This window comes from Streptomyces sp. NBC_01439, from assembly GCF_036227605.1.
Classification (GTDB): domain Bacteria; phylum Actinomycetota; class Actinomycetes; order Streptomycetales; family Streptomycetaceae; genus Streptomyces.
Genome location: NZ_CP109487.1, coordinates 2270859 through 2284818 on the forward strand (window position 1 = coordinate 2270859; position 13960 = coordinate 2284818).

The window sequence follows — 13960 nt, forward strand, 5'->3', positions numbered from 1 at the left end:
CCTGGCAGGGCGCCCTGTTGTTCCTGCTCCCCCGCGCGGAACGCGAGGTCGGATTCCTGCCAGCGGGGCGAGCCCCAGGGAGATTTGATTGAACCCGCAACCAATCGGCGCGGGAGGAACGGCATGGACAGCAACAACAGCGTGGCCCTGGTGACCGGTGGGAGCCGGGGGATCGGGGCTGCCGTCGCACTGCGGCTCGCCGAGGACGGGGCCGACGTCGCGATCACCTACGTCCACGACGCCGAGGCCGCGGCCGAGGTGGTCGGGAAGGTGGAGGCGCTCGGGCGGCGGGCCCTGGCCGTACGGGCCGACATCGGGGATCCGGAGGCCGCCGCAGCCGCGGTGGAGCGGGTCGTGACGGAGTTCGGGCGGCTGGACGTCCTGGTGAACAACGCCGGGGTGGGGGTGATCGGGCCGCTGGCGGAGCTGGCCCCGGCCGACGTGGAGCGCGTGCTCGCGGTCAACGTGCGCGGGGTGTTCCTCACGACGCAGGCGGCGGCCGGGCACCTGGGACCCGGCGGGCGGGTCATCACCATCGGCAGTTGCATGACCCAGCGGGTGCCGGGGCCGGGCGGGACGCTCTACGCGATGAGCAAGTCGGCTCTGACCGGGTTCAACAAGGCCCTGGCCCGGGAGTTGGGCGGGCTCGGGATCACCGCGAACGTCGTGCACCCGGGGCCGGTGGACACGGACATGAACCCGGCGGACGGACCGTACGCGGGGACGCAGGCGGCGCTGACGGCCCTCGGGCGGTTCGGCATGCCGCGGGAGGTGGCGTCCGTCGTGTCCTTCCTCGCGGGCGAGGAGGCCGCGTACGTGACGGGGGCGGAGTTCGCAGTGGACGGCGGGCACGCCGCGTAGGCCTCGGTCCGGGCCTTCCCTCACACCCGGGATGACGGCAGCCCCGGACGCCCCTGCCCACCGGAAGCGGCACGCCGGGTATGTTGCCGAGCCATGAGAAGACGCTCGGCGCAGCGAACGGGAAGCACGGCGCGGTTCCGCGCGTCCGCGACAGCAGATCAGAAGGAGCGGACTCGATGACGCTGCCTTTGATGGGCCTGTTCCTGCTCGTCAGTGCGGCGGCCGTTCCGGCGTGCATCCTGGTGGTCGTCCTCATGCTGAGGAAACCACCCCGTTCGCTGCCCGGGATCTGTGCCGTTCTCGCCCTGATCTTCGTCTTCTCGGCTGCGGCCGTGTACTGCTACGGCTGGTTCTCCGTCGCCCTGGGAGGGCCGTTCCCGGAGCTGTGCGAGGACGGGAACGGCCCCGGCGCCCAGTTGGCGGGCCTGAAGCAGGAATACTGGCCCCTTCGCAACGCCTGCATCTACTCCGACGGCTCGACGGTGGAGCACGTCTCCAGGTCGATCAACCTGTTCGTCTACGTGTCGGCCGGTCTTGCCGTCGTCCTGGCCTGCGCCGCCGTGTTCCTGAACCGACGGGCACGACACGTGCCCGTCGGGAACCCATGAGCATCGAGTGCTCGCGTCGCACCGTACTCGAGCAGTTCACCGGCGTCGCCGCCGGAGCCGCATTGGTGTCCGCCGGAGGCACACGGCTCCCGCCGTCGCCGGGCCGGGCCGCGCCCGGCCCGATGGGGCGTGGCCCCGGGAGTGTCGGCTCCCGGGGCGGTCGAACGGGTGGCGTCAGCCGCCCAGTTCCTGGTGGCGGGCGGTCAGAGCCGCCGCGCCGGCTTCCGTCAGGGAGCCGTACAAGCGCAGGCGGGAGAAGCCTCCGTCCGGGAAGATGTCGATCCGGACGTGCGTGCCGACCGCCGGGGCGTCCAGCACGAAGCGGTGGTTGGTGTCGGGCTGCAGGCGGGTGCGCGGCAGGAACTCCGTCCACTCGCCCTCCTCGCCCGTCTTGACCGACAGGGAGGCCCAGCCGGCCGAGTTGCCCTTGAGGTACGCGGTGTCGATCTCGACGGCGCGGATCTCGGACTCGGTGACGAGCTGGTAGCGGATCCAGTCGTTGCCGTTGTCGCGGCGGCGCGCGGTCTCCCAGCCGTCGTCCATCTTGCGGGAGCGGCCCGGGTTGATGGTGTTGGTCGGCGGGGAGTAGAAGCGGTTGGAGGCGTCCTGGACGGAGCCGCCGTTCTCCAGGGCCACCACGTCGAACGAGCCGAGCGCGTCGAGCCACTTCGGGTCGGGCAGGACCTCGCCGTAGACGCGCAGGCGGGCGATGCCGCCGTCGGGGTGCTGGTTGACGCGCAGGTGGGTGAAGCGCTGCGGGGCGTCCACCTCGAAGCCGTTGGCCGCGTGGCCGCCGACCGGGGTGCGGGCGACGATCGTCGTCCACTTCACGTCGTCGCCCTGGAGCTCCTCCGGGGTCGGCGCGAGGGCGCCCGCCCAGTTGGTCGCCTCGATGGAGACGGCCTGCGGCATGTTGCCGCGGAAGTGGGCGGTGTCGACGACGATGCCGCGGATCACGCCGGGGGCGCCGAGGCGTACGAGCGCCCAGTCGTGGTCCTCGGGGGTCGGCCAGGGCTGGGTGGCCGAGACACCGCGGCGGCGGCGGGTCTCCCAGCCGTCCATGACCTTGCCCTTGTGGCCGAAGTCCTCGGGGTCGAAGTGCGCGGCCTCGGAGATCAGCAGGTTCTCGCGCTGGGCGAAGAACTCGTCGTTGGCGGCGATGACACCGGCGCCCAGCTCACGGGCGGCGAGGTTCGCGTACTGGGTGAAGGGGAAGTCCGCGGTGCGGTAGTCCGCGTACGGGTCGCCGCCTCCGTACGGGTTCGCGTTACCGGTGAAGGATTCAATCGCCACTGGTCAGTTCTGCCTTTCGAGGAGGAGGCCCGTGGGCTCGGTCGGGGTGCCGTGGTCGGCGATCTGCGTGCCGCGCAGCCACGTGGACTTCACGACGCCGTGCAGGGTCTTGCCCGCGTACGCCGTGACCTGGTTGCGGTGGTGGAGCTCGGCCGGGTCCACAGTGAACGTTTCTTCAGGGGCCAGGACGGCGAAGTCGGCGTCGCGGCCGACCTCGATGGCCCCCTTCTGGGTGAGGCCCGCGAGGTTCGCCGGGGCGGCGGACATCCAGCGGACGACGTCCTCCAGGGTCCGGCCGCGGCGGCGCGCCTCGGTCCAGATGGCGGGCAGGCCCAGCTGGAGGGAGGAGATCCCGCCCCACGCGGTGGAGAAGTCGCTGGTCTTCAGGTCCGCGGTGGAGGGCGAGTGGTCGGAGACGATGCAGTCGATCGTGCCGTCGGCGAGCGCGTCCCACAGGAGGTCCTGGTTGGCGGCCTCGCGGATGGGCGGGCAGCACTTGAACTCGCTCGCGCCGTCCGGCACTTCCTCGGCCGTGAGGGTGAGGTAGTGCGGGCAGGACTCGACGGTGATGCGGACGCCCTCGGCCTTGGCGGCGGCGATCAGCGGCAGCGCGTCGGAGGACGACAGGTGCAGCACGTGCACCCGCGCGTTCAGCCGCTTGGCCTGGGCGATCAGGTTGCCGATCGCGGTGTTCTCGGCGTCGCGCGGCCGCGAGGCGAGGAAGTCGGCGTACTTGGGGCCCGGGACGACGGGGGCCGCGTCCAGGTGGTGCGGGTCCTCGGCGTGCACGATGAGCAGGCCGCCGAAGCCGGTGATCTCGGCGAGGGAGGTGGCCAGCTGGTCCTGGTCGAGTTCGGGGAACTCGTCCACGCCCGAGGGCGACAGGAAGCACTTGAAGCCGTAGACGCCGGCGTCGTGCAGCGGGGCCAGGTCCTTGACGTTGTCCGGCAGGGCGCCGCCCCAGAAGCCGACGTCCACGTGCGCCTTGGCGCGGGCGACCTCCTGCTTGACGCGCAGGTTGTCGGTGGTCGTGGTGGGCGGCAGGGAGTTCAGCGGCATGTCGAGGATCGTGGTGATGCCGCCGGCCGCGGCGGCGCGGGTGGCCGTCCAGAAGCCTTCCCACTCGGTGCGGCCCGGGTCGTTCACGTGGACGTGGGTGTCGACCAGGCCGGGGAGCAGGACGTCGTCACCGAAGTCCTGCAGCCGGGCTCCGGCCGGTACCTCGGCCCCGTACGCCAGCACGGCCGTGATCTTCCCACCGGCGACGGCCACCGAGGCGGCACGCGTCCCCTCGGGGGTGATGACGCGCGTCGAGCGCAGTACCAGTTCCACAGCCACGTCGGCCACGTCAGCCACCGGAACCTCCCCATCTACTTCCACAGAGCGAAATTCAACGTTCTGTTGACGGAGTCTTCCCGGCGATCCGTACCCCGTCAAGAGCGTCCGGACGGACCACTGACACACCAGGACCGCAATTGGATGTTTCCACAAGATGGAATTAAGATTTCGCTATACAGAATGTAGCTACCACCACCGGCAACCGGGCGGATAACTTCCCGAGGACGTCCACCACCCGGACAAACCCTCTCTGACCGGCGGCGACGACCTCGACCCCAAGACTGGGGCTGACGCCGACCGCCGGGTAGGCTGCTCCCTTGCCTGCCAGCACCGAAAGGACCGCGCCGTGCCGACGTCCAGCGCCAGCACCACCGACGCTTCCTCGAAGACCCCCGCCGCCAGCGGTGGCGTCCAGTCCCTCGAGCGCGCCTTCGACCTGCTCGAACGCATGGCCGATGCCGGGGGCGAGGTCGGCCTCAGTGAGCTCTCCGCCGCCAGCGGTCTGCCCCTGCCCACGATCCACCGCCTGATGCGCACGCTGGTGGCGTGCGGCTACGTGCGCCAGCAGCCCAACCGACGTTACTCCCTCGGCCCCCGCCTGATCCGCCTCGGCGAGTCCGCGTCGCGCCTGCTGGGTACCTGGGCCCGCCCCTACCTCGCCCGCCTGGTCGAGGAAACCGGGGAGACGGCGAACATGGCCCTCCTCGACGGTGACGAGATCGTCTACGTCGCCCAGGTGCCGTCCAAGCACTCCATGCGCATGTTCACCGAGGTCGGCCGCCGGGTGCTGCCGCACTCCACCGGCGTGGGCAAGGCGCTCCTCGCCCACACCCCGGCCGACGAGGTACGGGCCCTGCTGGCCCGCACCGGGATGCCGGCGGCGACCGAGAAGACCATCACCACGCCCGAGGGCTTCCTCGACGCGCTGGAGCAGGTGCGCAAGGTGGGTTACGCGGTCGACGACAACGAGCAGGAAATAGGAGTCCGCTGCCTCGCCGTGTCGGTGCCGAACTCGCCGACCGCCGCCGCGATCTCCATCTCCGGTCCGGCGGGCCGGGTCACGGAGGCCGTGGCCGAGTCCTTCGTGCCGATCCTCCAGGGCGTGGCCGCCGAGCTCTCGGTGGCCCTGGCCAACCAGAGCCCCGCGTAGGGTCACGCCGTCGTACAAAGGCCCCGGCTGCCTCCGCTTCGTAGCGGGGGCGGCCGGGGCCTTCGCGCATGCCGGTGCGCCGTGCGTACGCCGCTCAGGGCGCCGGCACGGCGGCCGGGGCCGGGCTCAGCGTCAGGCCGCCGTCGGTCATCGTGGCCGTACGGTCCATCCGCTCCAGGTGGGCGTGGTCGTGCGTGACCAGCACCGTGGCCGTGGAGCGCTCCCGGGTCAGGGTGACCAGTAGGTCGAGCACGGCCGCGCCGCGCTCGTGGTCGAGCGCGCTAGTCGGCTCGTCGACCAGCAGTACGGCGGGCTCGTTCATCAGGGCGCGGGCGATGTTGATCCGCTGCCGCTGACCGCCGGAGAGCTGGTGGGGGCGCTTGTCGGCCTTGTCGGCCAGGCCCACCGCGTCCAGCAGCTCCAGCGCCCGCCGGCGCAGCGCCCGCGCGGGTCGGCCGGAGAGGTGGGTCATGACCTGGAGCTGTTCGGCGGCGGTCAGCGAGGCCAGCAGGTTCGGTTGCTGGAAGACGATGCCGATCTTCTCCCGGCGCAGGGCCGACTTCTCGGCGGGACCGAGCCCCGTGGTGTCCTGGCCCGCGACGACGACCCGGCCCGAATCCGGTGTGACGAGGGTGGCGGCCACCGCGAGCAGGCTGGACTTGCCGGAGCCGGAGGGACCGATGACCGCCGTCAGGGTGCCGGCGGGGACCTCCAGGCCGACCGCGTCGAGGGCCGTGAGGCGGCTCTCGCCGTCGGGGTAGGTCAGCGTGACGTCATGGACGAGGAGGGTCATCGGGCGCTCCCGAGGGCGGTCAGCGGGTCGACGGCGGTAATCCGCCGGATGGACAGCGCGGCGCCCAGCGCGCCGAGCAGGATCATGATCACGGCGGGGACGAGCACGGTGGCGGCGTCGAGGACGAAGGGCACGGGACCGCCGCTGATCAGCGCGCCGAAACCGGCGGCGAGCGCGGTGCCCAGCCCGGTACCGATGGCGAGCATCACGACGGCCTGGCCGAGGGCGTCCTTCAGGAGGTACGGGGTGGAGGCACCCAGTGCCTTCAGGACGGCGATGTCCCCGCTGCGCTGGATCGTCCACACCGTGAAGAAGGCGCCTATCACCAGGGCCGAGATCGCGAACAGGAAGCCGCGCATCAACTGGAGCGAGCCGTTCTCCGCCTGGTAGGAGCCTATGGCGCCCAGGGCCTCGTCCACGGTCTGCGCCTTGGTCCCGGCGGCCCCGTCCGCCGCACCGAGGTCCACCCCGCCACCCGCGGAGACGGCGACGACGGTCGCGAGGGTGTCGATGGAGGTGCCGGGATTGCCGATGCGCTGCCAGTCGCCCAGGTCCATCCAGACGACCGGGGTGTGGCTGTAGGCGGCGGTCCCGGACACGCCCGCCACGGTCAGTTCCAGCGGGCCGATCTTGAGCTTGGCCCCGGCGGTCAGGCCGCCGAGCTCCTTCGCGGCCTTCTCGGTCAGGACCACCTGGCCCTGGGTGAGGCCGGCGTTCCGCGGTGCGAGCCCCCCGACGGGGTCCACTCCGAAGACCGAGACCGCGGCGGTGCGCTCACCCGAGACGGCGTTGGTGGTGCGGATGCCGAGCGGCTGCGCCGCCTCCACCCCGGGCTGCCCCCGCCAGGCCAGCCAGGCGGACTCGGGCACCTGGGAGTTGGTGAAGGACACCTTCTGGTCACCGGTGGGCGCGGCGAAGGCCAGGTGCGTGGCGGGCAGACCGGTGATGGCCGAGATGTTCTCCCGGGCCAGTCCGGAGGTGAGCCCGGACAGCAGGCCCACCAGCAGGGTGATGAGCAGTACGACCGAGCCCATGAGGGCGAACCGGCCCTTGGCGAACCGTAGATCTCTCCATGCGACGAACATGTTCCCCACCTTGGTCTTCCGCGTGGACACAAGGCATCGCGCCACAGTAGTGATCCTCGTATCGAAGGGTGCGCCGGGACATCAAACTTTCGGTTGACCGGGTCCGGTCCGCCCCCACTTACGCTGGTCCGGACATGACTGCTCCCGTTTCCTCCGTTCTCCCGGCCGCGCGGGTCCTCCCCGCCACGCGCGCCCTGACGCCCGTGTCCAAGGTGCTGCGGCTGTGCCTGCACGCGCTGCTGTTCGGCCTGCTCGCGCTCGCCGCCGGCCGGGCCGTGACCGATTCCGCGCCCCGGGCCGGGTGGGTGATCGCCGCCTGTGCGGTGCTCGCCGCCGTCTACGCGGGCGGCGTACGGGCCCCCGCGGTGCACAGCTCACCGCGCGCCGGGGCGCTGTGGCTGGCCGGGCTCAGCTCGGCCTGGGCGGCGCTGCTCGTGGTCTGCCCCGACGGGCTGTGGATCGCCTTCCCGCTGTACTTCCTGGAGCTGCACCTGCTGCGGCTGCGCTGGGGGGTGACGGCCGTCGCAGTGACCGCCTGCGCTGCCATCGCCGGTTTCCTCGCCCACAGCAGCGCGGTGACCCCCGGGGCCTTCCTCGGGCCGTTGCTGGGCGGGGCGGTGGCGGTGGCGACCGTACTGGGCTACCAGGCGCTGTACCGCGAGAGCGAGCGCCGTCGGGAGCTGATCGAGGAGCTGATCACCACCCGGGCCGAGCTGGCCGCGGCCGAGCGGGGCGCGGGCATCCTGGCCGAGCGGGAGCGCCTCGCCCGGGAGATCCACGACACCCTCGCCCAGGGGCTGTCCTCCATCCAGCTGCTGCTGCGGGCCGCCGAGCGGGCGCTGCCCGAGGGGGCCCCGGCCCGGCCGCACATCGCCCGGGCGCGAGAGGCGGCCCAGGAGAACCTCGCAGAGGCGCGTCGCTTCGTACGGGCCCTCACCCCGCCGGACCTGGAGCACGGGTCGCTCGCGGCCGCACTGGAGCGGCTGTGCGCGGGGGTCCCGGGGCCGCGCGTGCGGTTCTCGCTGACCGGCAGCCCACGGGTGCTGCCCACCCCGTACGAGGTGGCCCTGTTGCGGATCGCCCAGTCGGCGCTGGCCAATGTGGTGCGGCACGCGCGGGCCGGGCGCGCCGAGATCACCCTGACGTTCATGGACGCCTCGGTCACCCTGGACGTCGTCGACGACGGGCACGGCTTCGACCCCTCGTCGGCCGCCTCCGGCTCGGGCGACGGCGGCTTCGGGCTGCCCGCCATGCGCTCGCGGGCCGAGACCCTGGGCGGGCTGTTCACCGTGGAGTCCGCCCCCGGTCAGGGCACCGCCGTGGCCGTCACCCTGCCGCTGCCCCTCGAACACCTCGAAGACACCGCACGCGCGGAACGTCCGGACGCCGTGGAGGCCCTGTGAGCATCCGTCTCCTGCTCGCCGACGACCACCCGGTGGTCCGGGCCGGGCTGCGCGCGGTGCTGGACACCGAACCGGACTTCGCAGTGGTGGCCGAGGCGGCGACCGCCGAGCAGGCGGTGGAGCTGGCCGCCCGTGAACCGGTGGACGTGGTGCTGATGGACCTCCAGTTCGGTCCCGGTCCCGGTATGCACGGATCCGAGGCGACGGCCCTGATCACGGCCCGCCCAGGTGCGCCCCGGGTGCTGGTGCTGACCACGTACGACACGGACGCGGACATCCTGGCGGCGGTGGAGGCGGGCGCCTCGGGCTACCTGCTCAAGGACGCCCCGCCGGAGGAGCTCGCGGCGGCCGTGCGGACGGCCGCGGCGGGCCAGTCGGCGCTGGCCCCGGCGGTGGCGCTGCGCCTGATGGACCGGATGCGGACCCCGGCGGAGGCGCTGACGAAGCGGGAGCTGGAGGTACTGCAACTGGTCGCGGACGGCCTGTCGAACCAGCAGATCTCCAAGAAGCTCTTCCTCAGCCAGGCCACGGTCAAGTCCCACCTGGTGCACGTCTACGCCAAGCTCGGCGTCGACTCCCGCACCTCGGCGGTGGCAGCGGCCGCCACCCGCCGCCTGATCCGCACCCCGTAGGGGGGCTGGCCCCAGGGCGGACGGGCGGGGCTGCCGGCAGGTGCGGCGCGCACTTCGACGGGAGCATCAGGGGTGTCGAACCGGCTGCGTCGTCGTCATTCGTGATCGCGTAGGAACGTAGGGATCTCGTCGCGGGTCGGGTGGTTCGGCAGGGGTGCTGGCTCGTCCTGAAGGAACGCGGTGATGACGGCGGCGGCCCGGTCGTTGTTGTCGTCCAGGCCGTTCCACATGTGGTGTCCGACTCCGGGCATGTACTGCGTGCGCTGGATGGCGGGGTCATGGGCAAGGACGGCGGTCTCCCATTGACGGATCTGGGAGGAGCACTCGGCGATCATCAGCATCGTGGGGGTCCGGGAGTGCCTCAGTTGCGAGGCGATGGAGGGTGAGTCCTTGACCGTCTGCTGGATCCGGAGGCTGGCGGCGGGGCTGAAGGAGAAGTTCTGTGCGGTGTCTTCGGCGGGGATGCGGTGCGCGTCGCGCGCGCAGTACGCGGATGCGGTGTCGCTGCCGAGGTCTGCGGCGGTGAAGGCGTTGTCGCCTTCGGCCTGTCCGATCAGTCCGGTATCGGGGCTGAGGAGTCCGAGTCGCATGAGGCCGAATGCCACGGCGTACCGGGGGACGTAGGTCGATCGCGGTCCGGTCGGGGCCGGCGCGAGGCCGCGTGCGGATTTTCGGCCCTTGTGCCCGGTGATGTGTGCGGTGGGGCCGTCCATGGGGCCGGGCTCGGCGATGATCGCCCGGTGCAGGCGTGCGGCGACGCTCGGGTCGGCCAGGGCTCGGGTGAGCACGACCCCGCCTGAGGAGAAGCCGAGGACGTCGACCTTGCCCTTGTTCAGGCGGTCGATGAAGGCGGCGAGGTCGCTGACCGACCTGGAGATCGTGTACTGGCCCATGGGGAGCAGGTCGCTGCGTCCGCCACCGGCCTGTTCGTAGGCGTAGACGTCGTAGCCCTGGCGGGCCAGGAGTTGCAGGAACCGGTGGTCGAGTACCGAGATGCCACGGACCGGTCCGCCGTTGAGGTACACGAGCGGGATGGGATGCCGGGGGCCGGGGTGCGCGGGCGGGTAGTGGTACACCGCGACCCGGCTGCCCGTGGTCAGGCTCCAGTGCTGCGTGGTCACGAAGGGGAGCGCGGGCGGGTACTGCCGGGCCGTCGGCACGGTCGGGATGCAGACCGATGCCGTCAACGCCGCCGCGACGGCCACCGGCAGGAACGGCACGAGCCGCGCCGGCCAAGTGCGGCGTCGGCCCCGCCACATCGCGAGGACGGCCCCGACCGCAAGGGTCGGCAACCATGCGGCGAGCCCCGAGCCTGCCCCGTCCGTGAGGGAGATCAGCGCGAGAAGGACGACGACCAGCATCGCGACGGCGGCCAGGGCCAGCAGTAAGCGTCCGGTGAAGCGGACAAGACGTATGGCGGATGTGGGCATGGCGGACCTCCAACAGTTTCAGAACGCTGTTTTGAAACGACGTTATCAAAGAGGGGTAGGCTGCTGGCCGTGGGTAGACCGAGAACGAACGACGAGGCCGTCAAAGAGCGGCTCGTGGAGTGCGCGACCGAGATGCTCGCCACCCGTCCGCGGGAGTCGCTCACGGTCCGCGCCGTGGCTGCTGCTGCCGAGGCGTCGACGACGGCGGTGTATTCGTTGTTCGGTGGCAAGGACGGGCTGATCAGTGCGGTGCGCGACAGGGCCGTAGCCGGCCTGTTCCAGGACCTGTCGGCTGCGCAGACCTCCGCGGACCCCCTCGCCGACCTCTACGCGCTGGCCGTCGCCTACCGTCGTTGGGGGCGCGGTCACAGCCACCTGTACACGGTGCTGTTCGGTGGCGTGCAGTCCTTCGACCCGTCGGGGGAGGTCGGTGCCAGGGACCCGATCCGTCCGCTCCTCGCGGCGATCGATCGCGCGTTGGCGGCGTCCGTCCTCGTCGGCGAGGCAACGTCGATCGCCTTGTCGATCTGGGCCACCCTGCACGGGCTGGTGACTCTTGAACTGGCCGGGGCTCTCGACGCCGCCACGGCCGAGGCCGCATTCCGCTCGGCGATTCACGCCACGTTGCGCGGGTGGGCGACCCCGGCGGTGTTCCGCAGCCTTCGCCAGGTCGAACTCGCTCCTTGACAGGATCAGGGCTGGTCATCCGGGCCTGCCCGGTCCTGGCGGGGGCGGGGGTGCGTGGTCGGTGAAGACCGCGCGGGACGCCCCTACGCCACCCAGTGCGGCCGCTCCACCGCCGGCGGGAGCGGCACCCCGTCGTGGAAGGCGCTCGCGAGGCGGCGGACGCCCTCGTCCAGGCGGTCCGCGGGCAGCGTGTACGGGATCCGGAGCCGGTGCTCGAAGGTGCCCGGGTCCACCCCGAAGCGCGCGCCGCGGCCGATGTGCACGCCGGCCGCGGCGGCCCGCTCGGCCAGGGCGGAGCTGACCGGCTCGCCCAGGTCGACCCAGAGGGAGAGGCCGCCCGGCGGGACCTGCCAGGACCATTCCGGGGTGTGGCGCTGGAGCGAGGCCACCAGGGCCTCGCGCTGGTTCCTCAGCTGCGCGAGGCGTGCGGGCAGTTCCCGTTCCATGGCGTGCAGCAGCGGGAGCGCGACCAGCTGGTCGAGCACCGAGCCGGTCATGTCGGCGGAGACCCGTACGGCCGTCAGCTCCGTGATCATCTTCGCGGTGGCCCGGATCCACCCCACCCGCAGCCCGCCCCAGTGCGTCTTGCTCAGCGAGCCGATGGTGATCACGTGGTCGGCGCCCCCGCGCGGGGCGAGGGAGGCCAGCGGCGCGGGGGCGGGCACGTCCAGCGCGATGTCGGCGATCGTCTCGTCGACGACCAGCCAGGTCCCGGTGGCACGGGTCGCCGCGAGCAACCGCAGCCGCTGCTGCGGCGGCATCAGCGCGCCCGTCGGGTTGTGGAAGTCGGGGATCACGTACGCCAGCCGGGGCACGGTCTGGCGCAGCGTGGACTCGGCTATCTCCATGTCCCAGCCCGCGTCGGAGACGGCGATGGATCCGGTGCGCAGGCGCGCGTGGCGCAGGGCGTCGAGGGCGTTGGCGTAGGTCGGGTTCTCCGTCACGACCCGGTCCCCGGCCCGGCAGAGCAGGCTGACGACCAGCGAGAAGGCCTGCTGGGCCCCGGCGGTCACCAGGATCTGCTCGGGGCGCGTGGGGAGCCCGCGCCGGGTGAACCGGTCGGCGACGGCGCTGCGGAGGTCGGGCAGGCCGAAGGGGTGGTAGCCGGGGGTCCGGGCCAGCTGGGGCAGCCGGGGCGCGGCCCAGGCCAGGGCGTCGGCGAGGCCGGATTCCGGCGCGCCCATGGCGGCGATGGCGAGGTCGACACCGGGATCGCCGTCGGCGCCGTAGCCGCCGGCGCCGAGGAGGGCGTGGGCTCCGACCGGGCGGTGGCCGTCGGGGAGCTCGGTCCAGGTGCCGGCGCCGCGCCGGCTGCGGACGTAGCCGCTCTCGCGCAGCAGGTCGTAGGCGCCGGTGACGGTGGCCCGGCTGGCGCCGACCGCCTCGGCGAGTTCGCGTTCGGCGGGCAGCCGGACGTGCAGGGCGATGCGTCCGTCGAGGATCAGCGTGCGGACCGCGTCGGCGAGCGCCCGGTAGCCGGGGCGGGCCAGGACGTCGGCGGGCAGCAGGGCCGCGAGCTGACGGCTGCCGATGGTCCTGTCCGCTGTCTGGACCACTCGCCCGATTGCCATGCCAACCTCCCCCGATTGGCTCTGACGGCCAGGCCAATCGAGGACCAGACTCGCCGTATTGGCCCTCGATTGGCAAGGAGATCCCGAGATGCTGACCGACCGTGACGAGCGCTTCCTGTTGGCCGCCGCCGAGAACCGGATCGCCCGTCCGCTGCGGATCGGGGCCGCGCTGGCCTCCGTACGGCGCGCCCTGGCACGACGGTCACCGGATCGCACGCAGCAGCGAGAATCGGTGCCATGTCATCCCACACGCACCCCGATCCGCCCCTGACCCCGGGGTCCCCGCCGATCGCGGGCCTGCTGCTGGCCGCCGGCGGCGGCCGCCGGCTCGGCGGACGACCCAAGGCCCTGCTCCCCTACCGCGGCCGCCCGCTGGTCGAGAACGCCGTACGGGTCCTGCGCGAGGCGGGCTGCGACCCGGTGCACGTGGTGCTCGGTGCCTCGGCGGCCGAGGTGCGCGAGCGCGCGGACCTGACCGGCTGCGTAATCGTGGACAACCCGGAGTGGGCCGAGGGGATGGGTTCCTCGCTGCGGGTCGGCCTCGCCTCCCTCGCCGGTACGGGCGCCCGCGCGGCCCTGGTCTCCCTGGTGGACCAGCCGGGCATCGGCCCGGCGGCGGTGGCCCGGGTACGGGCGGCGTACCGCTCCCCCACGAGCCTGGTGGCGGCGGCGTACGGCGGGGAGCGCGGCCACCCCGTGCTGTTCGGGGCGGACCGCTGGGCCGACGTCGCCGCAACGGCGATCGGCGACAAAGGCGCTCGGGTGCATCTTGCGCGACATGCCGAGGAGCTCATGCTGGTGGAGTGTGCGGACATCGCGGAGGCCTTCGACATCGACACGCCGCCCGACCTGGCACGACTCCTCTGAGCACGGCGTGACCGCCTTGGCACTGAGGGCCACCGGGAAGCGGAATCTGTCGACTCAGAGAATCTCGACATCAACAAACCATTGAACTTCCACCATGAGGAAATTACTATCCACTGGTCAGAAGCGCCCTGAACCCCCAGACGGCGCCCGCGACCGTATTCCGGAGCTCTCCACACCCGACGGCACTGCGTGCCGTCTCGCGCGAGCATTCCCCCGCGGCCGCCAGGCACCGCCGCTGAAGG

Annotated in this window: 14 protein-coding genes; 8 read left to right on the forward strand and 6 right to left on the reverse strand. The window is 72.3% G+C overall.

Annotated features, from left to right (window positions below; genetic code table 11):
- Positions 1-123: 123 nt before the first annotated feature.
- A complete protein-coding gene (locus OG207_RS09950) occupies positions 124-861 on the forward strand; it encodes a 3-oxoacyl-ACP reductase family protein (RefSeq protein WP_329097783.1) in 738 nt (245 codons plus the stop codon).
- Positions 862-1037: 176 nt separating this feature from the next.
- A complete protein-coding gene (locus OG207_RS09955; RefSeq protein ID WP_329097785.1) occupies positions 1038-1469 on the forward strand; it encodes a hypothetical protein in 432 nt (143 codons plus the stop codon).
- A gap of 174 nt (positions 1470-1643) precedes the next feature.
- Here the strand turns inward: OG207_RS09955 and alc are convergent, their stop codons facing one another.
- Positions 1644-2762, reverse strand: a complete 1119-nt coding sequence (gene alc / locus OG207_RS09960) for an allantoicase (RefSeq protein WP_329097787.1) — start codon at positions 2760-2762, stop codon at positions 1644-1646.
- A gap of 3 nt (positions 2763-2765) precedes the next feature.
- Entirely contained in the window at positions 2766-4109 is a 1344-nt protein-coding gene (gene allB / locus OG207_RS09965; RefSeq protein ID WP_329107521.1) for an allantoinase AllB, read from the reverse strand.
- A gap of 337 nt (positions 4110-4446) precedes the next feature.
- Between allB and OG207_RS09970 the strand changes: the two genes are divergently transcribed.
- Positions 4447-5250, forward strand: a complete 804-nt coding sequence (locus OG207_RS09970) for an IclR family transcriptional regulator (RefSeq protein ID WP_202198919.1) — start codon at positions 4447-4449, stop codon at positions 5248-5250.
- 94 nt (positions 5251-5344) lie between these two features.
- Here the strand turns inward: OG207_RS09970 and OG207_RS09975 are convergent, their stop codons facing one another.
- Both OG207_RS09975 and OG207_RS09980 read right to left on the reverse strand, forming a co-directional pair.
- Positions 5345-6043, reverse strand: coding sequence for an ABC transporter ATP-binding protein (locus OG207_RS09975; protein WP_329097789.1), 699 nt, complete (start codon positions 6041-6043; stop codon positions 5345-5347).
- Positions 6040-7128: an ABC transporter permease gene (locus OG207_RS09980; protein WP_329097792.1), complete on the reverse strand. Its 1089-nt coding sequence runs from the start codon at positions 7126-7128 to the stop codon at positions 6040-6042. The genes OG207_RS09975 and OG207_RS09980 overlap by 4 nt, the downstream gene beginning before the upstream one ends.
- Before the next feature lie 134 nt (positions 7129-7262).
- Between OG207_RS09980 and OG207_RS09985 the strand changes: the two genes are divergently transcribed.
- Positions 7263-8531: a sensor histidine kinase gene (locus OG207_RS09985; protein WP_329097794.1), complete on the forward strand. Its 1269-nt coding sequence runs from the start codon at positions 7263-7265 to the stop codon at positions 8529-8531.
- A complete protein-coding gene (locus OG207_RS09990) occupies positions 8528-9163 on the forward strand; it encodes a response regulator transcription factor (RefSeq protein WP_329097795.1) in 636 nt (211 codons plus the stop codon). Before OG207_RS09985 ends, OG207_RS09990 begins: the two co-directional genes overlap by 4 nt.
- A 95-nt stretch (positions 9164-9258) precedes the next feature.
- Here the strand turns inward: OG207_RS09990 and OG207_RS09995 are convergent, their stop codons facing one another.
- A complete protein-coding gene (locus OG207_RS09995) occupies positions 9259-10593 on the reverse strand; it encodes an alpha/beta hydrolase (RefSeq protein WP_329097797.1) in 1335 nt (444 codons plus the stop codon).
- Between the two features lie 69 nt (positions 10594-10662).
- Here OG207_RS09995 and OG207_RS10000 point away from each other — a divergent pair, with 69 nt between their 5' ends.
- On the forward strand, positions 10663-11280 hold the full coding sequence (locus OG207_RS10000; RefSeq protein ID WP_329097799.1) for a TetR/AcrR family transcriptional regulator: 618 nt from the start codon (positions 10663-10665) through the stop codon (positions 11278-11280).
- Positions 11281-11363: 83 nt separating this feature from the next.
- Here OG207_RS10000 and yczR read toward each other — a convergent pair whose 3' ends face one another.
- Complete coding sequence (yczR, locus tag OG207_RS10005) at positions 11364-12851, reverse strand: MocR-like transcription factor YczR (RefSeq protein WP_329097801.1); 1488 nt, start codon at positions 12849-12851, stop codon at positions 11364-11366.
- A gap of 88 nt (positions 12852-12939) precedes the next feature.
- Here yczR and OG207_RS10010 point away from each other — a divergent pair, with 88 nt between their 5' ends.
- Both OG207_RS10010 and OG207_RS10015 read left to right on the forward strand, forming a co-directional pair.
- Positions 12940-13122, forward strand: coding sequence for a hypothetical protein (locus OG207_RS10010; protein ID WP_329097804.1), 183 nt, complete (start codon positions 12940-12942; stop codon positions 13120-13122).
- Positions 13089-13718, forward strand: coding sequence for a nucleotidyltransferase family protein (locus tag OG207_RS10015; RefSeq protein WP_329097806.1), 630 nt, complete (start codon positions 13089-13091; stop codon positions 13716-13718). Before OG207_RS10010 ends, OG207_RS10015 begins: the two co-directional genes overlap by 34 nt.
- Positions 13719-13960: the final 242 nt, after the last annotated feature.